The following is a 24,682-nucleotide window of genomic DNA, read 5'->3' as shown; positions in this document are numbered from 1 at the left end:
GGAAGAGGAGGCAGCGGCCCGGGTGCCGGAGCACGGGGGACCGGGCGCGACTGGGGGAGGGCGCCCGCACGGGCCGCTGCCCTTTCCTCGACGGTACGCAAGGGCGGCGGATGCGGGTGAAGTTTCAGTGCCTGATGTGTGGTGGTACGCCCCCGCGAGTCGTAGTGTGTGGCCGTGGACGATGCCGACGATCCCCTGCCGATCCCGCCCCGCGAACTCATCCGGGACCAGGTGTTCGCGATGCTCGCAGAGGAGATCGTCTCGGGGCGCCTGCTCCCTCTCGAGGAGATCCGTGCGCAGGACCTGCAGGCCGATTTCGGGGTCTCTCGCACGCCGATCCGCGAGGCGCTGACCCGGCTCGCCGATCTCGGACTCATCGAGGTGAGCACGAATCGCTTCACCCGGGTGGCCCCGATCGACCTGTTCGCTCAGGCCGACAGGGTCGAGGCGGCCGCAGCCATGGTCGGCTATGCGGCGCTGGCGGTCATCCCGACCTACTCCGACACGCAGATCGCCGCGTTCGACACCCGTATCGAGGAGCTCCTCGCGTTCGACCTCACACTCGCCGGCAGCCGTGAGGTCCGAGGGCACTGGTACGGGCTGTGGGGTTCCCTGGTGCTCGCGACAGGGAACCGCACGATGATCGAGATCCTGGACGGCCAGCTCGCGCTGCATCTGACGCGCACGATTCCTCGCCAACGCACGCCGCAGGACATCGCGGACTTCCTGCGCGAGTCGCTGGAGGAGCTGCGCGAAATCGTACGCCGCCGGGACGCCGCCCCCGCGCGCCTGCTCATCGAGGAGATCTTCCAGCGATCGTCGATCGACCCGCTCCGCGAAGCCGCGAGGGCCGTCGCCGGCACGTCGTAGTCGCCCGGTGCCAGGATGAACCCATGGCGGATGACGAATCCATCGAATCGCTGCTGTCCACGCGTCTGCTGCGTGGACTGTCGCCGGCGCCCCGGGTCCGCTCCCGACCGGATGCCGTCGTCGAGACGCTCGCGTCGGCGATCGAGTCCGGCGACCTCGCCGCCGGACAGCCCCTCTCGGTGTCGGCTCTGACGCAGCGGCTCTCCGTGTCGGCTGCGACCGTGCGCTCCGCGCTCGGAGTGCTCGAGGGGATGCATCTGATCGAGCATCGCCTCAACCGTGCCTCCGTGGTGATCTCGCCCATGCCCAGCTGGTTCGTCGCCGTGGTCGCGGAGTGCTCCGGCCTCTCCGTGGTCGGCGCGGATCGGGGCATCGCCCGGGCGACCGACGGGCAGATCGCGGCGTTCGTCGCAGGTGCCGCGCGGGTGACCGCGCTCTGGGATCGCGAGGAGCACGACCAGATCTTCGGAGCCGAGGCGCTGTGGAATCTGCTCGATCTGCTCGCCGACTTCTCCGGCAACCGCTACCTGAGCCGCCTGCACGCATCGAAGCGCGTCGCGCTCATGCTCGGCATCCGCTCCCTGAGTCGGCCCCGCAATCCCGTGATGCTGCGCTCGGCGGTCGACGCGCTCGTGCAGGCGGTCTCCGCCCGCGATCGGGCGGAGACGGTGGACATCGTGCGCGACCTCTACACGTTCGTCGTCGACGGTGTCGAGGATGCGTGACTCCCGCCCGGCCGCTCCCGTGGCACTTCGTGCGGCCATTCCGCCGCCGAACCCGCAACAACTGCCACGGGAGCGAAGGGAAGAGCCGGCGTCAGTCCTGCGGCGGGCCCGCCGGACGGTGGGCTCGCCGACCGTTCACCACGACCGGACGACCCGCACGCTCCTGACCCGGAAGCGGGCGCGAGCGTCGCCCGTAGATGAGCTCCGACGAATCGAGCAGCCACGGCACGAGCGTGATCGACACCCCGTGCACCATCATCAGCTGGTTCGCCATCCGGCGGGCGCGACGGTTGTGCAGGAACGACTCCCACCAGTGCCCCACGATGTACTGCGGCAGGTACACGGTCACCACCGATGAGCCGTGCGTGGCCCGATACTGCTTGATGAACTGCGCGACCGGCTGGGCGAACGCCCGGTACGGCGATTCGAGGATCACCAGGGGGATCGGCATCAGGTGGTCGGCCCACTGCTGCTGCAGCTCGTTCGCGGCATCCGCGTCGACCGCCACGTGCACGGCGATCGTCTTGCCGTGCTTCGCGGCGACGGCGTAGTCGACCGCCTTCGCGACGGGCTTCTGCAGTCGGCTGACCATGACGATCGCCACGTCGCCCGTCGCGCCGAAGCGCGTGGTGTCGTCGAGTTCGATCTCGTGGTCGACGTCGCGGTAGTAGCGCTTCACGCCGAGCATCAGGAACGCGAGGATCGGGATGGCGAAGAACACTAGGTAGGCGCCGTGCGTGAACTTCGTGATCGTCACGATCAGCAGCACCAGCACGGTCATGACCGCACCGGCCGAGTTGATGACGAGTCCGACACGGGCCGACCGCAGGGTCGCCGCGTCCTTCGCGGCGCCGTCCGGCCCGCGCAGGATTCGTCGCCAGTGTCGCACCATGCCGATCTGCCCCAGCGAGAATGACACGAACACGCCGATGATGTAGAGCTGGATCAGCGTCGTCAACCGGGCCTGGAAGACCACCAGCACGACGATCGCGCCGATGCCCAGCAGGATCATGCCGTTCGAGAACACCAGGCGGTCGCCGCGGGTGTTGAGCGACTTCGGCGCATAGCCGTCGCGGGCGAGCACGGCGCCCAGGAGCGGGAAGCCGTTGAACGCGGTGTTGGCGGCGAGGAGGAGCACACAGGCGGTGGCCGCCTGCACGATGAAGAACAGGATGCTGCCGCCGCCGAACGTCGCGCTCGCGATCTGCGCCATCAGGCTCGGCTGCGGGTTGGTGCAGTCGAAGCCGATGAGGTCGCAGGGGTTCTCGGCGTAGTGCACCCCGGTGATGAGGGCGAGGGCGGTGAGTCCGGCGAACAGGCAGGCCGCGATCGAGCCCATCAGGACCAGGGTCGACTGGGCGTTGCGCACCTTCGGGGCGCGGAAGGCCGGGACTCCGTTCGACACGGCCTCGACGCCCGTGAGGGCGGAGCATCCGCTCGAGAAGGCCCGCAGCACGAGCAGGATGACGGCGGCCTGGCTCAGATTCTCAGCCTGCACCGAGAAGTCGGCGCTCGCCGCGACCGGCGCGTCACCGAGGAACGTCCGGATCAGCCCGGTGACGATCATGAATCCCACGGATCCGATGAACAGGTACGTCGGGATCGCGAACACCAGCGACGCCTCGCGCACACCGCGGAGGTTCACGACGATGATCAAGATCACGAATCCGACGGCCAGCTCCACCCGGAACGGATCGAGTCCCGGCACCGCGGAGATGATGTTGTCGACACCGGATGCCACCGAGACGGCGACCGTCAGCACGTAGTCGACCAGGAGGGCGGCCGCGACGATGACGCCGGGGATCTCGCCGAGGTTCTTCGACGCCACCTCGTAGTCGCCGCCGCCCGACGGATACGCCTTGATGAGCTGCCGGTAGCTCAGCACCACGACGATGAGCAGCAGCACGACCGCCGCCGCGACGAGGGGCGTGAACGACAGGAACGTGAGACCGCCGATCAGCAGGATCATCACGAGCTCCTGCGGCGCATACGCCACCGAGCTCAGTGCGTCGGACGCGAAGATCGGCAGCGCCATGCGCTTGGGGAGCAGCTGGTCGTCGACCTGCTGGCTCGTGAGCGGGTCGCCGATGAGGATGCGCTTGACGCGGGGAGGGGCGTCCGTGCTGTCTCGGATTTCTTCTGACACGTCGGGCGACACTACGCCTGCCGACGGGATCCGTACGCGTTCCTCACGGAATCCCTACGGCGAGTCGTGCGCCCCTCACGGAATCCTTACGCGTGCGCGTGCGCGGGCCGGGTCAGTCCTGATGCGGACGCGGCATGTACCATTCGGTGAACTCGGTCGCCCGCCCCTCGGCGTCGAGTCGGACGACCCAGAGGTTGAGGTAGTCCCGCTCCGCCGGATACTTCGTGCGGCCCTCCACGAGGACGAGGCTCTCGTCCTCGTGGATGATCGACCATTCGAAGCTCCAAGTCTCGGGCTCGTCGAGATCCTCGAGCCAGCCGGCGACGATGGCGGCTCGTCCCACCCGCGGCTCGGAGTCGGGGCTCGTCAGGTATCGCGCGTCCTCGGCGAAGAGCGCTCCGATCTGCTGGGCATCGTTCGATCTCCACGCCTCGATGTATGCCTCGGTCCAGGTCTCTCCCGCGCTGCTCATGTCCTCCGTTCTAAACCCGCCCTGCGGACGCGTCAAGGCTCATCCGAACCGTATGGATCCTGTGCGAAGTGCACGATCCACAGCCCTTTCCGATCACGAACCCGTAACGTCGAGAGCATGACGGCCCTTCAGGTCACCGAAGACTCCATCCGCAAGACACGCGAACTGCGTGACGAGTTCCAGCGTTTCCTGCGCGAGTACGAGTTCGGGATGCGCGAGGTCGAGACGAAGATCTCGATCCTCCGCGACGAGTTCACCCACGACCACGCCTACAACCCGATCGAGCACGTGAAGAGTCGTCTGAAGACGCCGGACAGCATCGTCGAGAAGATCGCGCGCAAGGGCATCGACGAGCCCGACTTCGACCGCATCCGCGCCGAGATCACCGACATCGCCGGCGTGCGCGTGACGTGCAGCTTCGTCGCCGACGTGTACCAGCTGTTCGATCTGCTCACTCAGCAGGACGACGTGACGGTCCGTGTGGTGAAGGACTACATCGCGCAGCCGAAGGACAACGGCTACAAGAGCCTGCACGCCATCATCGAGGTGCCGGTGTTCCTGTCGACCGGGGCGCTGCTGGTGCCCGTCGAGGTGCAGTTCCGCACCATCGCGATGGACTTCTGGGCCAGCCTCGAGCACAAGATCTACTACAAGTTCTCGAACCAGGTGCCGTCGCACCTCGTCGACAGTCTGACGGATGCCGCAGCGGCGGCAGCCGAGCTCGACACCCGCATGGAGCGCCTGCACCGCGAGGCCCACGGCGTGCCGCGGCGGCAGCTCGCGCCGCCTCCGCCTCCGCGCATCGTCGGGGTCTAAGCGCCGTCGTCGGGGCCGCGGGTCGCACGATGGTCACTCATCCTTCGTGATCTCATCGCGGCCTGGATACGGCGATCCAGGTCCTCGAGTTCGGCGAGCAACTCTGCTGCCACCCAGACACGGTCGCGCTTTCGGCCGGTGATCTCCTGGATGAATCCGGCTTCGACGAGCTGAGCAATAGCTAGGTAGGTCTGTTGGGCGGATGCCCCTGCTCGCTCCTCGATCTCGCCCGCTGACATGACGGGGTGATCGTAGAAAGCGGGGATCAGGGACGCAGCAGCAGAACCCGCGCGAGGCCGCAGTTCGGCCGCCCACTCTGCGGGCATCGCCTTGATGCGGGCGATGGACTCGCGCGACGAGATGGCCGCTGCTCGCGCGGATCGCGCGAACAGCTCGATGAGAGGTGTCGGGTCCCCTCGCCGGTACTCGCCGAGCGCGGTGAAATAATCCTCCCGTTCGGCGAGGAGACCGCTCGCGAGAGGGACCACGGCGTTGTGGGTGGCGCCTCGACGGCGGAGGACCGCCGACACGAGAGCTCGTCCGATACGGCCGTTGCCGTCGGTGAAGGCGTGGATTGATTCGAACTGCGCGTGGCCGATCGCCGCCTGCACCATCACCGGGATGTCGTCTCGGTTGAGGTAGGCGATCAGGTCGTCCATCAGAGTCGGAACACGCTCCGGTGAGGGCGGAACGGAGAATACCCATCCGATCCATTCGACCCTCGTCTCCGAACAACCTGCGAGCACCTTCACGGGTGGAACAGGAGACGATCATGGCCAAGCGGCGCAGCGGGAAACGATTCATCGCATTGTCCGCGCTCGCGGGCGTGATCGGCGGTGCGGTCTTCCTCGCCACAGCGGAGGTGTTCGCGCTGATCTTCGCGCGAGCCGCCAGCCCCATCCTGGCGGTGGGCGGGTTCGTGATCGACATCGTGCCGCAGCCGGTCAAGGAGTTCGCGATCGCGACCTTCGGCGAGTACGACAAGATCGTGCTGCTGGGCAGTCTCGGTCTGGCCGTGGTCATCGCCTCGGCGATCGCCGGCATCCTGCAGCTCGTGAAACCGCCTCTGGGCGTCATCGCCCTGGTCATCGCCGGCGCGCTCTCGACCGCCGCGATCGTCACTCGCGCCGGAGTCACAGCGCTCGCGTTCCTTCCGCCGCTCCTCGGCACGATCGCCGGGTCTTTCGTCCTCTTCCTCCTCGTCAAGCGGCTGCGCACCTGGCGTGCAGCAGCGCTGCCGGAGCGGGCGGCCGATGCCACGAACGACGCGCCCGAGGGCGATGCGCCCGAGAACCCGGCTGCGCCGATCGGCGTCGACCGTCGTCGCTTCTTCGTGCTCGCCGCCATCTCGGGGGCGTCGGCCGTGGTCGTCGGCGTCGCATCACGTGCGGTCAGCATGACCGTCGGCTCGGTCGAGTCGATCCGCGACGCGCTCAAGCTGCCGGCGGCGAAGTCGAAGGTCACCGTGCCGGACGGCGCGGAACTCGACATCAAGGGGCTGAGCAAGCTCTTCACGCCGAACAAGGACTTCTATCGCGTCGACACGGCACTCACGGTTCCCGCGGTCGACCCCGAGACCTGGCGTCTTGTGATCGACGGAATGGTCGACCAGCGTGTGGAGATGTCGTTCCAGGACCTCCTCGACATGGGTCTCGACGAGTACGCGATCACGCTGACCTGCGTCTCGAACGAGGTCGGCGGCGAGCTCGTCGGCAACGCGATGTGGCTCGGCGTGCCACTCCGCGACGTGCTGAAGAAGGCCGGCGTGAAGTCCGGCGCCGACATGGTGCTCTCGCGCAGCGTCGACGGATACACGGCGAGCACTCCGCTGGCCGCCCTGACCGACGACAACCTCGACGCGATCCTCGCGGTCGCCATGAACGGCGAACCTCTGCCGGCCGAACACGGCTTCCCGGTGCGGATGGTCGTGCCGGGACTTTACGGATACGTCTCGGCGACGAAGTGGCTCACCGAGCTCAAGGTCACCACCTTCGCCGATGACGAGGCCTACTGGACCCCGCGCGGTTACAGCGCCGAGGCTCCGATCAAGTTCTCGTCTCGGTTGGACACCCCCCAGCATCGGCGAGGCCGTGCCCGCCGGCAAGATCCCGATCGCGGGTGTGGCCTGGGCCCAGTCGGTCGGCATCGAACGCGTCGAGGTGAAGATCGACGAGGGCGAGTGGACCCCGGTGACCCTGTCGAAGCCGATCAACGACGACACCTGGGTGCAGTGGTTCATGGAGTGGGACGCCACTCCCGGCACGCACTACGTCGCGGTCCGCGCCGTCAACAAGAACGGCGACCTGCAGATCGAGGAGCGCGCGGCCATCGCCCCGAACGGCTCGTCGGGCTGGCAGCGTTCGCTGATCCGCGTCACCTGAGACCGGTGCGGCGCCGGGTGCGGCGCCGCACCCCCACCCCTAGGGTGGACCCATGACGTCGCACCCCGCTCTCGTGATCACCGTCTCGGACAGATCCTTCGCGGGAGAACGAGAAGATCGCGGCGGACCGATCGCTGTCGGCCTGCTGCGGGATGCCGGGTGGCACTGCCCCGACGCCGAGATCATCCCCGACGGCGAGAGCTCGGTGGCGGATGCTCTGCGCAGGGCTGCCGCGCGCGGCATCCGCTTCATCGTGACGACCGGCGGCACCGGCGTCGGACCGCGCGACAAGACGCCCGAGGGCACCCGTCGGGTGATCACCCGTGAGATTCCCGGCATCGCCGAGGAGCTGCGGCGCAGCGGCCTCACCGACACCCCGCTGTCGGTGCTGTCGCGCGGACTCGCCGGCATCATCGACCCGTACGGCACGCTCGTCGTGAACCTCCCCGGCTCCACGCGCGCCGTGGCATCCGGCGTACCCGTCGTGCTCGGCGTCGCCGCGCACATCATCGATCAGGTAGAGGGCGGAGACCATTCATGAACGACGTACGACTGGCAGCGATGAGCGAGGAGCTCCTCGACCTCGATGCGCACCTGCGCGCCGTCGAGGACCCGCGCCTCGGCGGCGTGACGACCTTCGTCGGGCGTGTGCGCGACAACGATCCTGATGCCGACACCCCCGTGGTCGGCCTCGAGTACAGCGCCCATCCGGATGCCGAGGCGGCACTGCGACGCATCGCCGAGAACGCAGGGGGGGACGCGAGTGCCGTCGTCGCGGTCAGCCACCGTATCGGCACGCTCGAGGTCGGCGATGCGGCCGTCGTGATCGCGGTCGCCTCCGAGCACCGCGCCGAGGCGTTCGAGGTGTGTCGCGCGGTCATCGAAGACATCAAGCGCGACCTGCCGGTGTGGAAGCGCCAGCTCGAATCCGACGGATCGACGACGTGGAAGGGCATCGGCGGCTGAGCCACCGCTCGAATCACCCGCCGGCGAAGGGTGGGAGCACGTCGATGAGCTGGGCGTCGTCGAGCGAGCGGTCGTCGTCGGCGCGCACGCCGTCGACCATCACGGCGCAACGGGGCAGGATGTCGGTGAGGGCCGGATGCTCGGCCACCACGGCCGCGCGCAGGGCGAGCAGTGACCGCTCGCCGCGTTCCTCGGCGTCGGTGCCGGCGGCTTCTGCAGCGGCGGCGAAGTAGCGCACGCGGGTCATCGGTCGCCTCCGGATGCCGGAGCGGCAGCATCCGCCTCGCCGGGGCGCACCCAGTCGCCGGAGCGTCCGCCCGACTTCGCGACGATGCGCACGTTCTCGATCACGACCGACCGGTCGATGCCCTTGATCATGTCGACGACCGCCAGCGCGGTCACCGACACCGCGGTCAGCGCCTCCATCTCGACGCCGGTGCGGTCGGCGGTGCCGACGGTCGCCTCGATGAGCACGCCGTCGTCGACGATGTCGAGCTCGACGCTGGCACGGTGCACGCCGATCACGTGCGCCAGGGGGAGCAGAGCCGCGGTGGACTTGGCGGCCTGGATGCCGGCGATACGGGCGACCGCGATCACGTCGCCCTTCGGGGCGGTGCCGTCACGGAGCGCCGCGATCACCTCGGGGCTGCAGCGCACGAAACCGCGTGCGGTCGCGGAGCGGACGGTGGGCTGCTTCGCGGTCACGTCGACCATGTGCGCGCGGCCGGCCGCGTCCAGGTGAGGGAAGCTCATCAGACCAGCATGACATCGATCGTGTCGCCCACGGCGACGGCCTCCACCTCGGCCGGTACGATCGCGAACGCCTGGGCGCGTGCGAGGCCTCCGGCCAGGTGCGAGCCCGAGCCGCCGGCGGTCGCTGGACGGACGGTGCGCGCGGCGAGGTCGACGACGGCGGGAAGGTACTGGCGGCGGCCCGGAGGCGGGGTCCACGAGGCATCCGCCGTGAAGGTGGCCCGCGGGCGGTGGATCTCGGTGCGGCCCTGCATCGCGAGCAGCGCCGGGCGCACGAACACCTCGAACGACACGGCCACGCTCACCGGGTTGCCGGGGAGCCCGAAGACGAGAGCCCCCGAGTCCAGCACGCCGAACGCCTGCGGCTTGCCCGGCTGCATCGAGACGCCGACGAACTCGACCTCGCCCTGGCCGTCGAAGGCGCCGCGCACCGGCTCGTAGGCTCCGGCGCTCACGCCGCCGGTGAACACGATCACGTCGACGCCGAGCGCCACGGCCTCGGCGGTGACGGCACGGACCGCATCGGCCTGGTCCTGCACGCGCGCGACGAGCACGACCTCGGCGTCGGCATCCCCCACCAGCTGTTCGAGAAGGGGACCGTTGGAGTCGGGGATGCGGCCGCGGGTCGCCGATTCGCCGGGCGCGAGCAGTTCGCTGCCGGTCGAGACGACCGCCACGCGGGGTGCCCTGGTGACGGTCACCTCGGAAATGCCGGCGGCCACCGCGGCCGCGAGCTGGAACGCGCCGAGGCGCTCGCCGGCGAGCACGACGTCGTCACCCGCGCTCAGGTCGGCCCCGCGTCGGCGGATGAAGGCGCCGGGCTTGGTCGGAGCGCGCAGCACGCGCACCTCGCCCAGGGAGTCCGCCAGGCCGCCTGCGGTGTCCTCGAAGGGCACGATCGCGTCGGCATCGGTCGGGGCGGGAGAGCCGGTCATGATGCGGGCGGCATGCCCGGGCGCGAGGGACGGGTCGATCGCGACACCAGCCGGGAGGTCGGCGACCACGCGCAGCGTGACCGGGTTCGCCTCGGATGCCGCGGCGACGTCGGCAGCGCGCACCGCGAAGCCGTCCATCGCCGAGTTGTCGAACAGCGGGATGTCGTGGGCAGCGCGAGCGGGGTCAGCGAGCGTGCGACCCGCGGCATCCGACACGGCGCGGGTCTCGGCCTCGAGCACGTGCACGGCATCGAGGACGCGCGAGAGCTGGTCTTCGACCGAGCGCAGGGCGGTCATGCGGACACCGCCTCGGCCGTCGCGGACGCCGAGCGGATCGCGATCTCGTGCTGCCGCGAGGTGAGCGCATCGATGATGGCGAGTCGTCCGAGCAGGGGCTCGCCGGCCCCGGTCACGAGCTTCACGACCTCGCTGGCCAGCATCCCGCCGACCTGCACGCAGAGCGCGCCCAGCACGCCGACCTGGGCGCAGCTGGGCGGCTCGCCCTCGGTGCCGATCGGGAAGAGATCCTCGAGCACGACGGGGTCTCCCGTCGGCGGCTTCGACCAGAAGACGGTCGCCTGGGCGTGCCACTCCTGCACGGCGCCCCAGACCAGCGGAACGCCGAGCGCTTCGGCCGCGGCCGCGACGTCGCGGCGGGTGGCGAACGAGTCGCTCGTGTCGACGATCACGTCGGCGCCGGCGAGCAGGCGCTCGGCATTGGCGGCATCGAGGCGTTCGGCGAACTGGGTGACCACGGTCTGCGGGGCGAGTGCCGTGATCGCACGTTCGGCGGATGCCGTCTTCAGGGCACCGATGTCATCCACGCGGTGCGCGAGCTGGCGCTGCAGGTTGGTCAGCTCCACGACGTCGTCGTCGATCACGGTGATGGCCCCGACCCCGGCCGCGGCGAGAGCCAGCAGCACGGGCGACCCGAGACCTCCGGCGCCGACGACCGTGACGCGGGCGGCGCTGAGGCGGCGTTGCCCCTCTTCACCGATGCCGCGGAGGACAGCGTGCCGGGCCGTGCGGATCAGTTCGGTCGGCTCCAGGGCAGGCACAGGGGCGACGAGTGGTTGCATGGGTTCAGGGTATGCCTGTCCGGGCTGGCGGTGGCACCGGTAGGTTCGACGGATGAGGCTGTCACCACTGCCGTCCGCGGCGAGCTGGAAGCATCTGGGGGCCAGGAGCGGATTCGAGCTGACTTTCTTCCGCGAGGGACTCGACGCCGGACACCGTCTCATCGGCCACACCACGGCGAATGAGGAATCGGCGCTGTGGTCCGTCGGGTACGACATATTGCTCGATGCCGGCTGGCGAACCGTCGCCGTGCACGCGACGACACTCGGACCACAAGGCGCGAGAGCGGTCACGCTGAGCCGTGATGCCGAGGACGGGTGGATCGTCGATGGCGAAGCCAGGCCCGACCTGGATGGCTGCGTCGACGTCGACTTCGAGTCATCGGCGGTCACCAACACGCTCCCGCTGCACCGGACCGCCTTCGAGATAGGAGAGACCGTCGCGGTTTCGTCGGCATTCGTGCGGGCAGACGACCTGCGCGTCGAGCGACTGGAGCAGACCTACGCGCTCATGGCTCGCTCCTCTGGCCGGTTGATCTTCCACTATGAGTCGCCCGCCTTCTCATTCGCCTGCGACCTCGTCTATGACGCGGCCGGACTGGTTCTGGAGTATCCGGGCATCGCCGCGAGAGATCTCTGACTCGGCCCCGCTCCGTCGATCCGGGGCGAGGATGGTCTCATGGCACGCATCCTCGTAACCGGATCCACCGACGGCCTCGGCCGCGCGACCGCAGAAGCACTTCTCGACCAGGGGCATCAGGTGATCGTGCACGCGCGCAGCGTGGAACGCGCCGCCGCGATCCAGGCGCTGATCGACCGCGGTGCCGACCTGGTGATCGCCGACCTGGCCGATCGGCAGGCCGTGAGGGATGCAGCCCAGGAGCTCGACGACGGAGCATCCATCGATGCGGTGATCCACAATGCCGGCGTGGTCTCAGGCGCCGGCCTGCTGCCGGTGAACGTCGTCGCCCCGTACCTCTTCACCGCGCTGCTGCGCACACCGACCCGGCACGTCTACCTCAGCAGCGGGATGCATCGCGGCGGATCGACCGACCTTGCGGTGCTCGACTGGTACGGCGACCGGCAGACCGCCAGCTACTCCGACACGAAGCTGTTCCTCACGACGCTCACCGCGGCGGTCGCCGACCGGTGGGCACCCCGCGTCTCGGCCAACGCCGTCGACCCAGGCTGGGTGCCGACGAAGATGGGCGGCGCCGGAGCGACAGACGACTTCGACCTCGGCCACGAGACCCAGGAACGCCTGGCGACCGCTTCGGATCTGACGGTCACCGGTGGCTACTGGCACCACGGCGAGCAGAGGCAACCGCACCCGGCCGTCACGGATGCGGCGTTCCAGCAGGAGCTGCTCGCCGCCTTGGCTGACGCCACCGGTGTGGAGCTGCCGACGCGGTAGGGGTAGGGGCAGCTTCAGCCGTTCACGAGCTGCGAGATACGCCCGCGCGAGACACCGAGGATCGCGGCGGAGTCGGTTACAGAGAACCCGGCCTCTCGAAGATGCCGCACCACCCGACGCGACTCGGATGCCGCGGTCGCCGACGCCGCGATGGCGTTCTCCGTAGCGAGGCGCGCTGCTGCCACTTCGTCGCCGAGGGGTCCGATGTCCGGTACCACCGAGACGCGCCAGCTGCTGTGGTCGACCTCCGGAACTTCGGTGTCGAGGTAGTCGCGGACCTGTTGTTCTGCCTTGTCGAGCGTCGCGACCTGAGTGGCAGCCTCTCCGTCGAGCCAGATTTCCCAACCGTGCTCCCACTTGCGCGCGGTTGCGGTGATCTCCGTCATCGGTCCTCCTTCGATGCCTGAATCGTCTTCAAGGCCTTGCGTACGATTCCCGGGGAGATGTCTCGCGTCTGAGTGATCGACACATGATGTCGTCCGTTCGACCACACCTCGTGATCGCCCTTCCCCTGACGGGATCGGAAACCCGCTTCCCGGAGCAGAGCGGTGAGGGCGCTGTATCTCATCGGCCCGACCACGAGCATAATTTATGCCCCCTAGACATTCAACGTTGAGACCCCCTAGACAGCGGCCCGGGTTATGTGGAGAGCCCGGATCGAGGCAAAGCCGTGCAGGAAGGTCCGCTCGTCGGAGAAACGCGTTTCTCGCCCAACGTCGGGGTCGTCGCTCAGGCCGTCTCGGCGGCGCGGGCGGTGCGACTGCGTGCGTAGTACTCGCGCACCCGGTTGCGGTTGCCGCAGTCGCTCGATACGCACCACCGCCGGTTGCTCCGCGGTGAGGTGTCGAGAAAGACCCATCCGCATTCGGCATCCTGGCACTGACTGAGGTGCGAGAGGTCGGAATGCGTCAGCAGGTCGACCGCGGCGAGCGCGATGCGCCGTCGCGGGAGCGACAGGTCGAGGGGGAGGGTCCATGACCAGTCATCGTCGTGTCGTTCGAGGTCAGCGTGACCGATCGCTTCGCGATACTCCTCGGCGACGGGCTGCGAGAACCCGGCGGCGAAGAGGGTCGAGTACAACGCCTCGCGGATCGACAGGATTCGTGCGAGCTCCTGCTCGGCGTCGGCGGATGCCTGCACTGCCGGTCTCGAGAGGGTCTCGGCCTCGTCGACCGAGATGAGCTCGAGCTGCCGCGCCCAGCGGACCACGTCGGCGTAGTCCCGAAGATCCTCCTCGCGGCGTTCGTCGGAGAGCCGCCATTCGACCGTGTTGATCAGGTCGAGCGCGACGTGTCCTCCGATGCGGGAGAAGGTCGCGCGGGGCTCTGAGGTCATGACGAAAATTCTAACGCGTGATCTTTACATAGTCCATTAGCACGTGGCATTCTCTAATGCATGAAGCAGACAGCACCCATTAAGCCCGCAGTGGCGACGCCACCGCGTTGGCGGCGGGACTTCCGCCTCTTCTGGTTCGCCCAGGGCTCCTCGGTGATGGGCGACCAGCTGAAGGAGTTCGCGATCCCCCTGATCGCCGTCTCGGTCCTGCACGTCTCGGCCACCGAACTCGGTGTGCTCAGCGCGGCGCAGTGGCTGCCGTTCCTGGTGCTGGCGCTGCCGCTCGGCGTGATCGTCGATCGGTACCGGCGACGTCGACTGCTGATGGCATCCGAGCTGGGCCGCGGCGCGCTGATCGTCGGGCTCGTCGTGGCCGCGGCATCGAACGCGCTCGCGTTCCCGCTACTCCTCATCGCCGTCGTCGCACTGGGCGCGCTGACGGTCGTGTACGAGGTGGGCCATCAGTCCGCGATTCCCTCGCTCGTGCCACGCGCCGAACTCGGGGCAGCGAACTCCCGGATCCAGGCGACCGCTGCGGCCGGGGAGATCGGCGGCCCCGGCCTCGGAGGACTTCTCCTCCAGCTGCTCGGCACGACGGCCACGCTGGTCGTCAACGCCGCGACCTACGTCGTCTCAGCCGTGGCTTTGCTGCTGATGTCAGCCGAGGAGCGGCCGCCCGCGACGACCGAACGGCATTTCCTCGCCGAACTCCGACTGGGAATCCGCCTCGTCGTGCGCGATCCGTACCTGCGCGCCAACGTCGGCTTCTCCGCGCTCTACAACCCGTTCGCGCAGTGGATCACGCTGCTGCTCATGCTGTACGCCGTGCATACGCTGAAGCTCGAGGCCGGGCAGATCGGGATCGTCTTCTCTGCCGGGGCGGCGGGGGCACTCCTCGGCGCCGCGACCGCATCCCGACTCACCACACGTCTGCGAGCCGGCACGATCCTCGTGCTCTGCGCCGCCGTCGAGTGCGGGGCGCTGCTGCTGATCCCGGTGGTGGATGCCGGCTGGCCCCGTGTCGCCGCCGTCGCGGCCCTCGCCACCCTGATGGCTGTCAACGGCGCGGGCACCGCCGTCTCGAACGTGCTCCTGATCACCATCCGTCAGCTGCGCACGCCCGACCGGATGCTGGGCCGGGTCAACGCGACGATGCGCACCATCACCTACGGCACCATCCCCCTCGGCGCGCTGCTCGGCGGCCTGGTCGGCGACTGGCTCGGGCTGCGCATGGGGCTCGTCGTCGGAGCGATCCTGTGCCTCTTCACGGTGCTGTGGGTCTGGCTGTCGCCGCTCCGTGGCATCCGTCGGCTCGACGACCTCGCCGTCGCGGAGAACTGAGCGGCGTCAGCCGCCGGCATCCGTCATCGACCGAGCTCCGTCGGGTGGGTGAGGCGCCACAACTCGGTCGGCGGGTCGATGTTCCCCTTGATCGTCACCGGAGCGGTGACGGTGTTCGGTCCGGCCGTCCAGGTGACCTTCCCCACGACTGTCCCGTCCTGATAGGTCGGCGGGGTGTCGATGTCCATCGTCACGACGATCGGGGTGTCCGACCAGGTGAAGATCGACGCATCCTCTCCGATGACCAGCTCGGCGGTGGAGCCCCACGGTGTCGAGATGGTGCCCACCTCCTGGCCGGAGGTCGCGACGGCCACCTCGTGGAAGCCGGCGCGGATGCTCTCCAGCGTGCTGATCACACTGTCGTTCACCAATTCGCGCGTGGGACCGCCGAGGAGGACGCCGGTCACCGCGAGCGGATCGGCGGCACCCACATCGAGCGTCGCCGTATAGAGCAGGCTGTAGGTGCCCGCGCCCAGCGTTCCGGTCTTCAGCCCCGTGATCCCAGCGGTTCCGAGGAGGCCGTTGGTGTTGTTGAGCGGGCCGGCGCCGGGGATCGAGATCGACCGGGTCGCGACGATCTGCGCGATCGCCGGATGCGCGGCGGCGAGCTTCCCGATCGCCAGGAGGTCCGCGGGCGTGCTGGTGTTGCGCGGGCTGATGCCGGTGGGCTCGGTGAGCGTCGTGCCGGTCAGCCCGTGGGCGGCGAGCCAGTCGCGCGTCGCGCCGAGGAACGCGTTCTGCGATCCGAAGATGTGGGACGACAGCGCCTCGGCGTAGTTGCTGGCGGACGGGATCAGCATCACGGCCAGGGCATCGTGCAGCGACATCGAGGTGCCCGTCGGCATGGGGGCGATGGTCGCGCCCTGCACGTAGTACCGGTCGTAGAGGTCGTGGTCCGACCGCGTGAAGGTGATCGTGGGGCCGGGGTCATCGGCTGAGGCGAGGGGTGCGGCGTCGAGGATGACCAGCGCGGTGATGAGCTTGGTGATGCTCGCGATCGGGAGAGGGTCTCCGGTTCCGCTCGACGACCAGATGCCGCTCGCCTTCTCGCCCAGATACGCATCGGCGCCCGCGATGCTGATCGCCGTGGAGGACGCGTACGGAGTCTCGACGACGGCAGCATCCCCGGTCGGAACCGGCGGCGTCTGCGTGGTCACCGCGGGAGCATTCACGGGAGCGGTGAGAGTCCACCACACGTAGCCCCCGGCCGCCGCCAGCATCAGGACGACACAGATGGTGGTGATGATCAGCCCGAGGCGTCTGCGCTTCCTGCGCACGTCCGGATCGATCCGATCCCGACGGCTCGTGAACTCCTGCTCGTGGGTCATCAGCTCCGCGAAGTCGGACAGCTCATCCGTCTGTCGATCCGGTGTCGTCATCCAGAGCCCCACTCCGCGCCTGATGTTCGAAAACCTCGAAACAGCTCATCTTCCCGGACATCGGCTCTGCGCGGTATCGGCCATTCGGGGGACAGGCGGCATCGCCCGACGTTCTGCGGAGCCTACGACGAATCGCGGACTCCCTCGTGGGGATCGGTCCGCAAGACGTCGGCGCCTCCGCGAATCGTCGCCCTGGCAAAGCCGGCACCGATCCTCGTCCACGCAAAAACGGATGAAAATGGCAGGATAACCCGCATCTGCGGTAGATTCACCCCATGCAGACCTACCGGATCGCCCGCGCCGCGCAACTTCTCGGCGTGAGCGACGACACCGTGCGGCGCTGGGTCGAGCACGGCCTGCTTCCCGTGACGGATGCCGTTCCCGCCGAGATTCCCGGCGATGCGCTGGCCGCCCGGGCGGTCGCGCTCGCCGAGGAGGCGAAGGCCGCAGAACACCTCCTCTCCAGCGCCCGCAATCGCTTCGTCGGCATCGTGACCCGGGTGCAGATCGACGGGCTGATGGCTCAGGTCGACCTGCAGTCCGGCCCGCACCGCGTCGTCTCGCTCATGTCGGCCGAGGCCGCGCGCGAACTGCAGCTCGAGGTCGGCTCGCTCGCCACCGCATCCGTCAAGGCGACGCAGGTCGTCGTCGAGATCCCGAAGGACTGAGATGAGCCGCGCACTCCGTCGCTCTGCTGCCGCACTCCTGGCCGCCGCTGCCCTGGCTCTCTCGGGATGCGCGAGTGCACCGGCATCCCCCGTGCCATCCGCCTCGGCCGACGAGAGCGGCCTGACCGGCGAGCTCACGGTGTACGCCGCCGCCTCGCTCACCGGCGCTTTCGATGCGATCGCCGAGGAGTTCACGGCCGAGAACCCCGACGTCACGGTCAGCCCCGTCTACGACGGTTCGTCGACCCTGGTCACGCAGATTCTCGAGGGCGCCCCGGCGGACGTGTTCGCCTCGGCCGACGAGGCGAACATGGAGAAGGCGGCGGATGCTGCGCCCGACCCGCAGCTGTTCGTCTCCAACACTCTCGTGATCGCGGTCCCCGCGGGCAACCCCGGCGACGTGAAGACGCTCGCGGACCTCGCCGACGTCACCACGGTCCTGTGCGCCCCCGAGGTGCCGTGCGGGGCGGCATCCGCGAAGCTGCTCTCAGCCGCTGGCGTCACGGTCGAGGCGGCGAGCCTCGAACAGAACGTGACCGCAGTGCTCACCAAGGTCGCGGCAGCGGAGGCCGACGCCGGCCTGGTCTACGCGACCGATGTGGTCGGACGCGACGACATCGAGGTGATCGTGCCCGACGGCGCCGGAGACGTCGTGAACCACTACCCGATCGCCGCGCTCGCCGACGCGGCCAACCCGGATGCCGCCGACGCGTTCGTCGCGTTCGTGCTCTCGGACGCGGGGCAGAAGATCCTGGCGGACTTCGGCTTCGGGAAGCCATGACCTCGGCCGGCGCGCAGGGGTATGCGCCGCGCGCCCTCGCCATCCCCGCCCTGATCGGACTCGCGTTCCTCGTCGTGCCGCTCGCGGCGCTGATCGCCCGCGTGCAGTGGTCGACGTTCCTCGCCGACGTGACATCGAAGGCGGCCCTCTCGGCGCTGGGCCTCTCGCTCGGCACCGGGCTTTTCGCGACCGTGCTCTGCATCGTCATCGGAGTGCCCCTCGCCCTGTTCATCGCTCGTTCCGGTCCGCGCCTGGCCGCTGTGCTTCGCGCGGCGGTCACGGTTCCGCTCGTCCTGCCGCCCATGGTCGGCGGCGTGGCCCTGCTCTACCTCTTCGGGCGGGCGGGCTGGCTCGGCGGACTCGGGCTGTCGTTCAGCACTCCCGCCGTGGTGCTCGCGCAGACGTTCGTCGCGCTGCCGTTCCTCGTGCTCGCCGTCGAAGGAGCCGTGCGCACGTCGGGCGTCGACTACGAGCGCACCGCCGCGGCCCTCGGCGCGGGTCGGTGGACCATCCTCCGCCGGATCACGTTGCCGCTCGCCGCCCCCCCGGCATCGTCGCCGGTGTCGTGCTGTGCTTCGCGCGGGCGATCGGGGAGTTCGGGGCCACGGCCCTCTTCGCCGGAAACCGTCCGGGCGTCACCCAGACGATGCCCCTCGCGATCTACACCGCGTTCAACGGCGCCGGGGTGTCACAGGGGGCGGCGGTCGCGCTCGCGCTGCTGCTCCTCGCCACCGCGATCGCGGTACTTCTGCTGGTGCGCGGCTGGCGGCCGGGGTCGGCGCGATGAGCGGGGTCGACCGGGTCGAGCACACCGCGAGCGGGCTGCGCGCTCACATCGTCGTCGAGCGCGAGCACTTCGCCGTCGACGTGGCTCTCGAGGTTGCAGCGGGTGAGACCGTCGCCGTGATGGGCCCCAGCGGCGCGGGCAAGTCGACGCTGCTCCAGGCGCTCGCCGGCCTCGAACCTTTGACGGCGGGGGAGATCGCGGTCGAGGAGCGCGTCGTCGACCGGGTCGCTGCCCCGCGGGTGCGGACGACCCCCATGAACCGCGGCATCGTGCTGCTCGGACAGGACGCACGCCTGTTCCCGCACCTCTCCGTGCGCGAGAACGTCGCCTTCGGGCCCCGAGCTGCGGGCGTGGATGCCCGCACGGCGCGAGCCTCCGCCGATGAGTGGCTCGAGCGGGTCGGGCTGCCCGGATCCGGTTCGCGGATGCCGCGCGAGCTCTCCGGCGGAGAAGGTCAGCGCGTCGCTGTCGCCCGCGCCCTCGCGGCATCCCCTCGCGCCGTGCTGCTGGACGAGCCGCTCGTCGCGCTCGACCCCGCGACGGCGGGAGAGATCCGGCGGATGCTGCGCGAACAGCTCATGGGCATCACGACCATCGCGGTCACGCACGACGCCGCCGACGCGGTCGCGCTCGCCGAACGCCTGATCGTCGTGGAGGCCGGTCGCCTCACGCAGAGCGGGCCGGTGCGCGAGGTGCTCGCCGCTCCGGCATCCGGTTTCGTCGCCGCCATCGCGGGGGTCAATCGGCTCGTCGGGGTTGCGCGCGATGGCGGGTGGCAGAGCGGCGACGTCGGCCTCACCAGCGCGGAGGCCGCGTCGCGCGCACTCGCCGCCACCGACGGGGTGGCGCTCGCCGCGGTGTTCCGCCCGCAGGACGTGCGCGTCGTCGCCGACGGTGACTCGAGCGATGGCAACAGGTGGAGCGCCACGATCATGCGGCTGGAATCGACGCTCGCCGGCATCCGCGTGCACACGACGGCGGGTCAGGTCGACGTCTCGCTGATGGATGCCGCCGGCCTCGAGCCCGGTGCGCCGGTGCGGCTGCGGATCGACCCGGCGCACGTTCGGTTCGTGCCGGTGAGCTGAACCGATCTACGCGCGATCGTGCAACGTGATCTGGTATCCGTCGGGGTCGGCGAACGTGAAGGTGCGCCCGAACGGACCGTCGATCGGCGCCTGGACGATGGTGTGGCCGTCGGCGGCGAGGGCGTCGTGGATCGCCTGCACCTCCGTCGCATGCATCCAGATCGCCGCACCGATGCCCGGCTGCGCGACCGCATCGAGATCGGTGCCGGGCACGATGTCGCGCAGGGCGAATGCGATCGGCGTCGTGGTGAAGACGACGGCGTGCGGCGGGCCGGCCGGCGATCGGACGAGACCGAGGTAGTGCTCGTAGAACGCCTGCGAGGCATCGAGATCGCGCGCCTGGAGGGAGATGAAGTCGGGACCGGTGACGGGCATAGGATGAACCTTCCTTGTGTGTCAGTTATCTGACATACAGAATAGTATGTCAGAATACTGACATGAGTCAAGACGCCGCAGGGATCGACCTCGACACGTCGCTCGGCTATCTGCTGAAAGAGGCGTCCAGCGCTCTGCGCGTCGCCATGGAAGCGGTGCTGAAACCGCTGGGCATGACCGTGACGCACTACTCCTGCCTCGAGCTCCTCGCCCAGCGCCCCGGCCTGTCGAACTCCGAGCTCGCGCGTGGCACCTTCGTCACGCGGCAGTCGATGAACGTGCTGCTGCAGGCGCTCGAGCGGGATGGATCGGTCACGCGGCCGGCCGAAGCGGCGGTGGGGAAGGTGCTGCCGGCGAGCCTCACGCCGCTGGGCCGACGCCGCCTCGCGAAGGCCAGCGCCGCCGTGCGATCCGTCGAGGAAAGGATGCTGAGCGGCATGACACCCGACGAGCGGGCGAGCGCGGTGCGGATGCTGCGCGGCATGGTCGTCTCCCTGCGCGACGACCGCGAGGCAGGCTCGTAGCCACGCTGACAATGCGCCGGTCATCGGCGTCACGGCGCCCCGCACCGGCCCGGCGCGGGTTAGTCTCGAAGGATGTCGATGAGCGAGGGTGCACGATGACGGCCGTACCGGTCGTGATCGGTATGCGCGCGCCCGCGGCCGCACCTGCTGCCGGCGCCGTCCCCACCAGCGGAGCCCTCGTCGACACCCACGGCCGCGTGCACCGCGATCTGCGCATCTCGTTGACCGACCGGTGCTCGCTGCGCTGCACGTACTGCATGCCCGAGCAGGGCAACGAGTGGCTCGCGCGCTCGAGCATCCTCTCCACCGACGAGATCGTCGAGGTCGCCGAAGTGGCCGCCTCCCTCGGCATCCGCACCTTCCGGCTGACCGGCGGCGAACCGCTGCTGCGTGCCGACATCATCAATGTCGTGCGCCGGATCGCGCGCATCCAGGGCGAGGACGGCCCGGTCGAGGTCGCGATGACCACGAACGGCATCAGCCTCGCGAAGGAGCTCCCCGATCTGATCGAGGCCGGACTCACCCGTCTCAACATCAGCATCGACACGATCAACCGTCAGCGCTTCGCGGACCTCACCCGACGCGACCGCCTCGAGGACGTGTTCGAGGGGATCGCGGCTGCGGCGGCATCGGAGCTCCGTCCGCTCAAGCTCAACGCGGTCGCCATGCGCGGCGTCAACGACGACGAGCTGGTCGACCTCACGGCCTTCGCCATGGAGGTCGGCGCACAGCTGCGGTTCATCGAGCAGATGCCGTTGGATGCCGGTCACACCTGGGACCGCACCACGATGGTCACGCGCGAAGAGATCCTCGCCTCGCTGAGCGAGCGGTGGGACCTCGAGCCGGTCCCCGGCCGCGGCGGTGCCCCGGCCGAGAAGTGGCGCATCGACGGCGGCCCGCACGAGGTCGGCGTGATCGCCTCGGTCACCGCGCCGTTCTGCGGCGCGTGCGACCGTCTGCGGCTGACCGCCGACGGCCAGCTCCGCAACTGCCTGTTCTCGAACGCCGAGTACGACCTCACCAAGGTGATGCGCGCAGACGGCGCGGTGCCGGGCGAGCGCGACGACGTCATCGCCGCGATGCTGCGCTCGTGCGTGCACGGCAAGCTGCCGGGTCACGCGATCGACGATCCGTCGTTCCTGCAGCCGTCGCGCGGCATGAACGCCATCGGCGGCTGATCTGAGTCGGATCGCCGTCTTGCGGTCGGCGGCCTCCTCCTGGCACCATCGCCTGGTGGTCAGATCAGCCGAAGCCGATATCGAGAGCATCGTCGACCTCGGCGAGCTTGCCGGCATCGACCGCGAACCGCAGCGCTGCGAGTGCGACCACGGCGACGAGACTGCCTACGCGCCCTGTGGTCGCCGCGCCAAGTGGCGAGTGACCATCGACTGCGTCTGCGGGGAGGGGCATCCCCGTCGCGTGGAGCTGCTGTGCTCGCGGTGTCTGCGCACGGTGCGGCAGGAGTACGGCCGCGAGGCGATCACCGCGCGGCGCCTCTGAGCGCTGTCCGGTCAGCCGACCGCGGTCCGCGCGGCGAGGGCCAGCGCCGTCGCACGGTCGGGCTGAGCGCCGACCCCACCCGCACCCCGCGTCGATGCGGTGCCGCACGCGACGGCGAAGGCGATCGCGTCGTCGGCGGTCATCCCGAGCAGCCGTGCCGCGAGGAAACCCGCCGCCAGCGTGTCTCCGGCGCCGACCGTGTCGACGAGCGCCGAGTCCAGGGGTGGCACGCCCGCGCGCACCCGCTCGACACCGCCTCCGACGCGTCGGACCGCGACCGCGCCGTCGGCGCCGAGCTTCGCGACGACCACCGCATCCGCCGGCATGATCTCGAGGAGTCGCTCGACCGCTGCGTCGATATCGGCGGCACCGGTGATCCCGGTCAGCTCCTCCTCGTTGCCGAAGAAGACGTCGACGTGCGGCAGGAGGTCGAGAATTCCCGAGTCCCACTGCTCGGCGGGATCGAAGTTGCCGTCGAGCGAGGTGCTCAATCCCGCGGTGCGCGCCGCGCGGAACAGCGACGGCGCATCGTCGTGCAGGGTGTGCTGCAGGAAGTAGCTGCCGACGTGCAGGTGTGCGGCCGACGCGAGGTCCGCCGCGGTCACGTCCGCCGAGCGCACCGTGCCGATCGAGCCCATCGAGGTCAGGATGGCGCGGTCGCCGCTCGGGCGGGTGAGGTGCGTCGATGCTCCGGTCGGAAGGCTGTCGTCGACGCGCACGCCCGAGGTATCGACCCGGCGCTCCGTGAGCTCGGCGTCGAGGAACCGGCCGAACGTGTCGTCGCCGCGCACGCTGATCAACCGGGTGGGGATGCCCAGCGCTGCGGCGCCGCACGCGGTGATCGCCGAGGAACTGCCCATGGTGAGCGTGGTCCGCGGCACGATCTGCTCGTGCTGTCCGAAGCGGATCTGGTCGTCGACCTCGATGATCAGGTCGACGCACAGCTCGCCGATGACGAGCAATCGACCTACGGATGCTGCGGCAGCAGCCATTCGCACCACGCTCCTTCCTGGCCGACGCCGTGTCGGCGACTCCAGTCTGCCGCCGCGATCCGCGCGGCCTCGCACGCACGCCGGGTCTTCTCCGCGCCGCGGTCGGAGCCGTGGATGCTGATCAGCACCCACGGCTCGGAGACGGCATCCGGCGCTGCGCCGCTCGAGACGGTCTCGCGCACCGGCACGGACATCGCGATCACGTCACCGGCGGCGAGCTCGAGGGCGTCGGCGATCGCGTCGGCGACGCGAGCGAGCAGGTCGCGCTCCTCGGCATGCGGCGCGACGGCGACCGTGACGACCGGCATCGGTCAGTCGGTGACGAGCACCGAGCGGTTGAGGAACGGGGGAGTGTCGGGGTTGCGCCCGCGCAGGGCGGCGAGATCGACGGCCAGGCGGTGCACCAGGGGAAGGTTCGCCTGCGGGTCGAGATCGTTCACGTAGACCGATGCTCCGGTCGAGCGCACGTCGTCGGCGACCACCTCGGGAGCCTCGCCGAGGAACCAGACCAGGGTGTTCGGTCCGGCGCACGAGATGGGTCCGTGCTGGTACTCCCACATCGAGTACGCCTCGGTCCAGAACCCGGCGGACTCGCGCACCTTGAGCGCGGCCTCCTGGGCCAGGCCGTTGGTCCAGCGGTGACCGAGGAAGACGATGTGCTGTACCTGCGCCGGGTCGGCCGGCAGCGCTGCGGCCAGGGCGGCGCGTGCATCGTCGACCAGCGTTGCGGACACCTGGCCGATCGAGGCGCGGAGCGCGGTCAGGCCGGTCGTGGCGAAACGCGTCTGGACGATCGACTGCTCGTCGGCGAAGTCGAGGTGCACGGTGCGATCGGCGCAAAGCAGGCCGAGCGCGGTGTTCGTGTCGCCCAGGATCGCGGTGACGCGGTGCGTGGAACCGTAGCGCTCGACGAGCTCGACGACATCGGCGGTCGTGCCCGAGCGGGAGATCACGACGATGTGCTCGTCGTCGTCGATCCAGTCGAGTTCGCTGGGGATGGCCGCGCGCGTGCGTCCGAGCCCGGCGTCGTTGCGCAGGTAGGCGTAGGCGTCACCCATGTAGTAGGAGGTGCCGCAGCCGATGACCAGGACCTTCTCGCCGGCGGCGGGGAGCAGTGCACTGTGCTTCTCGGTGAGGTCGAGCGCCTGCTGCCAGATCTCGGGCTGGCTCATGAGCTCCGCCCGCGTGATCACGCCGGAGGTGGCGGTGGTTTCGTTCATCTCGATGGTCCTTCGGATCTCTCCGTCGTCGCGCATGTGGCGACGATCTGTGCAGATTCAATCAGAAATGAGCAAGGAATGAAAGTTCTTGACGGATTGGCGCGATTCATGAATACTGCAACGGACAGGGACGCCGCGCAG

28 protein-coding genes and 2 pseudogenes are annotated in these 24,682 nt (G+C 69.4%); 16 read left to right on the top strand and 14 right to left on the bottom strand.

Annotated features, from left to right (window positions below):
* The first annotated feature begins 174 nt into the window (after nucleotides 1-174).
* Both QFZ21_RS10495 and QFZ21_RS10490 read left to right on the top strand, forming a co-directional pair.
* Nucleotides 175-870 carry a GntR family transcriptional regulator gene (locus tag QFZ21_RS10495; RefSeq protein WP_307377584.1) on the top strand — a complete coding sequence of 232 codons (696 nt, stop codon included), beginning with the start codon at nucleotides 175-177 and terminating at the stop codon, nucleotides 868-870.
* A gap of 23 nt (nucleotides 871-893) precedes the next feature.
* Nucleotides 894-1,595, top strand: coding sequence for a GntR family transcriptional regulator (locus tag QFZ21_RS10490; RefSeq protein ID WP_307377580.1), 702 nt, complete (start codon nucleotides 894-896; stop codon nucleotides 1,593-1,595).
* 91 nt (nucleotides 1,596-1,686) lie between these two features.
* Here the strand turns inward: QFZ21_RS10490 and QFZ21_RS10485 are convergent, their stop codons facing one another.
* Together QFZ21_RS10485 and QFZ21_RS10480 are read right to left on the bottom strand one after the other, a co-directional pair.
* Nucleotides 1,687-3,753, bottom strand: coding sequence for an APC family permease (locus QFZ21_RS10485; RefSeq protein WP_307377577.1), 2,067 nt, complete (start codon nucleotides 3,751-3,753; stop codon nucleotides 1,687-1,689).
* Between the two features lie 100 nt (nucleotides 3,754-3,853).
* Nucleotides 3,854-4,213, bottom strand: a complete 360-nt coding sequence (locus tag QFZ21_RS10480) for a nuclear transport factor 2 family protein (RefSeq protein WP_307377574.1) — start codon at nucleotides 4,211-4,213, stop codon at nucleotides 3,854-3,856.
* 117 nt (nucleotides 4,214-4,330) lie between these two features.
* On the opposite strand from QFZ21_RS10480, the gene QFZ21_RS10475 reads away from it, so the two are divergent.
* Nucleotides 4,331-5,029 carry a GTP pyrophosphokinase family protein gene (locus QFZ21_RS10475; protein WP_307377572.1) on the top strand — a complete coding sequence of 233 codons (699 nt, stop codon included), beginning with the start codon at nucleotides 4,331-4,333 and terminating at the stop codon, nucleotides 5,027-5,029.
* Here QFZ21_RS10475 and QFZ21_RS10470 read toward each other — a convergent pair.
* Nucleotides 5,026-5,775: a Fic family protein gene (locus QFZ21_RS10470; RefSeq protein ID WP_307381286.1), complete on the bottom strand. Its 750-nt coding sequence runs from the start codon at nucleotides 5,773-5,775 to the stop codon at nucleotides 5,026-5,028. The genes QFZ21_RS10475 and QFZ21_RS10470 overlap by 4 nt on opposite strands.
* A 26-nt stretch (nucleotides 5,776-5,801) precedes the next feature.
* Here QFZ21_RS10470 and QFZ21_RS10465 point away from each other — a divergent pair.
* From QFZ21_RS10465 to QFZ21_RS10455, 3 genes and pseudogenes are all read left to right on the top strand, one after another.
* Nucleotides 5,802-7,410 (top strand): annotated as a pseudogene (locus tag QFZ21_RS10465) (molybdopterin-dependent oxidoreductase).
* A 52-nt stretch (nucleotides 7,411-7,462) separates the two neighbouring features.
* The gene (locus QFZ21_RS10460; RefSeq protein WP_307377569.1) at nucleotides 7,463-7,951 is read left to right on the top strand and encodes a molybdenum cofactor biosynthesis protein B; all 489 of its coding nucleotides are present in this window, start codon (nucleotides 7,463-7,465) and stop codon (nucleotides 7,949-7,951) included.
* Entirely contained in the window at nucleotides 7,948-8,376 is a 429-nt protein-coding gene (locus QFZ21_RS10455; protein WP_307377566.1) for a molybdenum cofactor biosynthesis protein MoaE, read from the top strand. The genes QFZ21_RS10460 and QFZ21_RS10455 overlap by 4 nt, the downstream gene beginning before the upstream one ends.
* Before the next feature lie 13 nt (nucleotides 8,377-8,389).
* On the opposite strand, the gene QFZ21_RS10450 is transcribed toward QFZ21_RS10455, so the two are convergent.
* The 4 genes from QFZ21_RS10450 to QFZ21_RS10435 are packed head-to-tail and all read right to left on the bottom strand — an operon-like array spanning nucleotide 8,390 to nucleotide 11,143.
* Nucleotides 8,390-8,623 carry a MoaD/ThiS family protein gene (locus QFZ21_RS10450; RefSeq protein ID WP_307377563.1) on the bottom strand — a complete coding sequence of 78 codons (234 nt, stop codon included), beginning with the start codon at nucleotides 8,621-8,623 and terminating at the stop codon, nucleotides 8,390-8,392.
* Nucleotides 8,620-9,129, bottom strand: a complete 510-nt coding sequence (gene moaC, locus QFZ21_RS10445; protein WP_307377561.1) for a cyclic pyranopterin monophosphate synthase MoaC — start codon at nucleotides 9,127-9,129, stop codon at nucleotides 8,620-8,622. The genes QFZ21_RS10450 and moaC overlap by 4 nt, the downstream gene beginning before the upstream one ends.
* Complete coding sequence (glp, locus tag QFZ21_RS10440) at nucleotides 9,129-10,361, bottom strand: gephyrin-like molybdotransferase Glp (protein ID WP_307377558.1); 1,233 nt, start codon at nucleotides 10,359-10,361, stop codon at nucleotides 9,129-9,131. Before glp ends, moaC begins: the two co-directional genes overlap by 1 nt.
* Nucleotides 10,358-11,143: a HesA/MoeB/ThiF family protein gene (locus QFZ21_RS10435; protein ID WP_307377556.1), complete on the bottom strand. Its 786-nt coding sequence runs from the start codon at nucleotides 11,141-11,143 to the stop codon at nucleotides 10,358-10,360. Before QFZ21_RS10435 ends, glp begins: the two co-directional genes overlap by 4 nt.
* A 52-nt stretch (nucleotides 11,144-11,195) precedes the next feature.
* Between QFZ21_RS10435 and QFZ21_RS10430 the strand changes: the two genes are divergently transcribed.
* Both QFZ21_RS10430 and QFZ21_RS10425 read left to right on the top strand, forming a co-directional pair.
* Nucleotides 11,196-11,780: a putative glycolipid-binding domain-containing protein gene (locus tag QFZ21_RS10430; protein ID WP_307377553.1), complete on the top strand. Its 585-nt coding sequence runs from the start codon at nucleotides 11,196-11,198 to the stop codon at nucleotides 11,778-11,780.
* Between the two features lie 39 nt (nucleotides 11,781-11,819).
* Entirely contained in the window at nucleotides 11,820-12,554 is a 735-nt protein-coding gene (locus tag QFZ21_RS10425) for an SDR family NAD(P)-dependent oxidoreductase (RefSeq protein ID WP_307377551.1), read from the top strand.
* A gap of 14 nt (nucleotides 12,555-12,568) precedes the next feature.
* On the opposite strand, the gene QFZ21_RS10420 is transcribed toward QFZ21_RS10425, so the two are convergent.
* Both QFZ21_RS10420 and QFZ21_RS10415 read right to left on the bottom strand, forming a co-directional pair.
* Nucleotides 12,569-12,940 (bottom strand): antitoxin HicB, encoded by a 372-nt coding sequence (locus QFZ21_RS10420; RefSeq protein ID WP_307377548.1) that lies wholly within the window; start codon nucleotides 12,938-12,940, stop codon nucleotides 12,569-12,571.
* A 343-nt stretch (nucleotides 12,941-13,283) separates the two neighbouring features.
* The gene (locus QFZ21_RS10415) at nucleotides 13,284-13,889 is read right to left on the bottom strand and encodes a CGNR zinc finger domain-containing protein (protein ID WP_307377546.1); all 606 of its coding nucleotides are present in this window, start codon (nucleotides 13,887-13,889) and stop codon (nucleotides 13,284-13,286) included.
* 60 nt (nucleotides 13,890-13,949) lie between these two features.
* Here QFZ21_RS10415 and QFZ21_RS10410 point away from each other — a divergent pair, with 60 nt between their 5' ends.
* Nucleotides 13,950-15,230, top strand: coding sequence for an MFS transporter (locus QFZ21_RS10410; protein ID WP_307377543.1), 1,281 nt, complete (start codon nucleotides 13,950-13,952; stop codon nucleotides 15,228-15,230).
* Between the two features lie 23 nt (nucleotides 15,231-15,253).
* Here QFZ21_RS10410 and QFZ21_RS10405 read toward each other — a convergent pair whose 3' ends face one another.
* Nucleotides 15,254-16,609 (bottom strand): D-alanyl-D-alanine carboxypeptidase, encoded by a 1,356-nt coding sequence (locus QFZ21_RS10405; protein ID WP_307377541.1) that lies wholly within the window; start codon nucleotides 16,607-16,609, stop codon nucleotides 15,254-15,256.
* A gap of 275 nt (nucleotides 16,610-16,884) precedes the next feature.
* Between QFZ21_RS10405 and QFZ21_RS10400 the strand changes: the two genes are divergently transcribed.
* The 4 genes and pseudogenes from QFZ21_RS10400 to QFZ21_RS10385 all read left to right on the top strand — a co-directional run bounded on the left by QFZ21_RS10400 (nucleotide 16,885) and on the right by QFZ21_RS10385 (nucleotide 19,930).
* On the top strand, nucleotides 16,885-17,277 hold the full coding sequence (locus tag QFZ21_RS10400) for a molybdopterin-binding protein (RefSeq protein ID WP_307377538.1): 393 nt from the start codon (nucleotides 16,885-16,887) through the stop codon (nucleotides 17,275-17,277).
* A gap of 1 nt (nucleotide 17,278) precedes the next feature.
* Nucleotides 17,279-18,058 carry a molybdate ABC transporter substrate-binding protein gene (gene modA / locus QFZ21_RS10395; protein ID WP_307377536.1) on the top strand — a complete coding sequence of 260 codons (780 nt, stop codon included), beginning with the start codon at nucleotides 17,279-17,281 and terminating at the stop codon, nucleotides 18,056-18,058.
* Nucleotides 18,055-18,845 (top strand): annotated as a pseudogene (gene modB / locus QFZ21_RS10390) (molybdate ABC transporter permease subunit). Before modA ends, modB begins: the two are co-directional and overlap by 4 nt.
* On the top strand, nucleotides 18,842-19,930 hold the full coding sequence (locus tag QFZ21_RS10385; protein ID WP_307377534.1) for an ABC transporter ATP-binding protein: 1,089 nt from the start codon (nucleotides 18,842-18,844) through the stop codon (nucleotides 19,928-19,930). Before modB ends, QFZ21_RS10385 begins: the two are co-directional and overlap by 4 nt.
* A 6-nt stretch (nucleotides 19,931-19,936) precedes the next feature.
* Here QFZ21_RS10385 and QFZ21_RS10380 read toward each other — a convergent pair whose 3' ends face one another.
* Nucleotides 19,937-20,305, bottom strand: coding sequence for a VOC family protein (locus QFZ21_RS10380; RefSeq protein ID WP_307377531.1), 369 nt, complete (start codon nucleotides 20,303-20,305; stop codon nucleotides 19,937-19,939).
* Nucleotides 20,306-20,367: 62 nt separating this feature from the next.
* On the opposite strand from QFZ21_RS10380, the gene QFZ21_RS10375 reads away from it, so the two are divergent.
* From QFZ21_RS10375 to QFZ21_RS10365, 3 genes are all read left to right on the top strand, one after another.
* Nucleotides 20,368-20,829, top strand: a complete 462-nt coding sequence (locus QFZ21_RS10375; RefSeq protein WP_307377528.1) for a MarR family winged helix-turn-helix transcriptional regulator — start codon at nucleotides 20,368-20,370, stop codon at nucleotides 20,827-20,829.
* A 95-nt stretch (nucleotides 20,830-20,924) separates the two neighbouring features.
* The gene (gene moaA / locus QFZ21_RS10370) at nucleotides 20,925-22,007 is read left to right on the top strand and encodes a GTP 3',8-cyclase MoaA (protein WP_307377525.1); all 1,083 of its coding nucleotides are present in this window, start codon (nucleotides 20,925-20,927) and stop codon (nucleotides 22,005-22,007) included.
* A 55-nt stretch (nucleotides 22,008-22,062) separates the two neighbouring features.
* Complete coding sequence (locus QFZ21_RS10365) at nucleotides 22,063-22,329, top strand: hypothetical protein (protein WP_307377522.1); 267 nt, start codon at nucleotides 22,063-22,065, stop codon at nucleotides 22,327-22,329.
* Nucleotides 22,330-22,340: 11 nt separating this feature from the next.
* On the opposite strand, the gene QFZ21_RS10360 is transcribed toward QFZ21_RS10365, so the two are convergent.
* From QFZ21_RS10360 to QFZ21_RS10350, 3 genes are read right to left on the bottom strand one after another with little or no spacing between them, the layout of a single operon-like run.
* The gene (locus QFZ21_RS10360; RefSeq protein ID WP_307377519.1) at nucleotides 22,341-23,321 is read right to left on the bottom strand and encodes a carbohydrate kinase family protein; all 981 of its coding nucleotides are present in this window, start codon (nucleotides 23,319-23,321) and stop codon (nucleotides 22,341-22,343) included.
* Complete coding sequence (locus QFZ21_RS10355) at nucleotides 23,297-23,629, bottom strand: hypothetical protein (protein ID WP_307377516.1); 333 nt, start codon at nucleotides 23,627-23,629, stop codon at nucleotides 23,297-23,299. Before QFZ21_RS10355 ends, QFZ21_RS10360 begins: the two co-directional genes overlap by 25 nt.
* Nucleotides 23,630-23,632: 3 nt before the next feature.
* Complete coding sequence (locus QFZ21_RS10350) at nucleotides 23,633-24,541, bottom strand: SIS domain-containing protein (protein ID WP_307377514.1); 909 nt, start codon at nucleotides 24,539-24,541, stop codon at nucleotides 23,633-23,635.
* Between the last annotated feature and the right edge of the window lie 141 nt (nucleotides 24,542-24,682).

It is taken from the genome of Microbacterium sp. W4I20, assembly GCF_030816505.1.
Taxonomy (GTDB): domain Bacteria; phylum Actinomycetota; class Actinomycetes; order Actinomycetales; family Microbacteriaceae; genus Microbacterium.
This window is presented reverse-complemented; position numbering and strand designations above follow the sequence as displayed.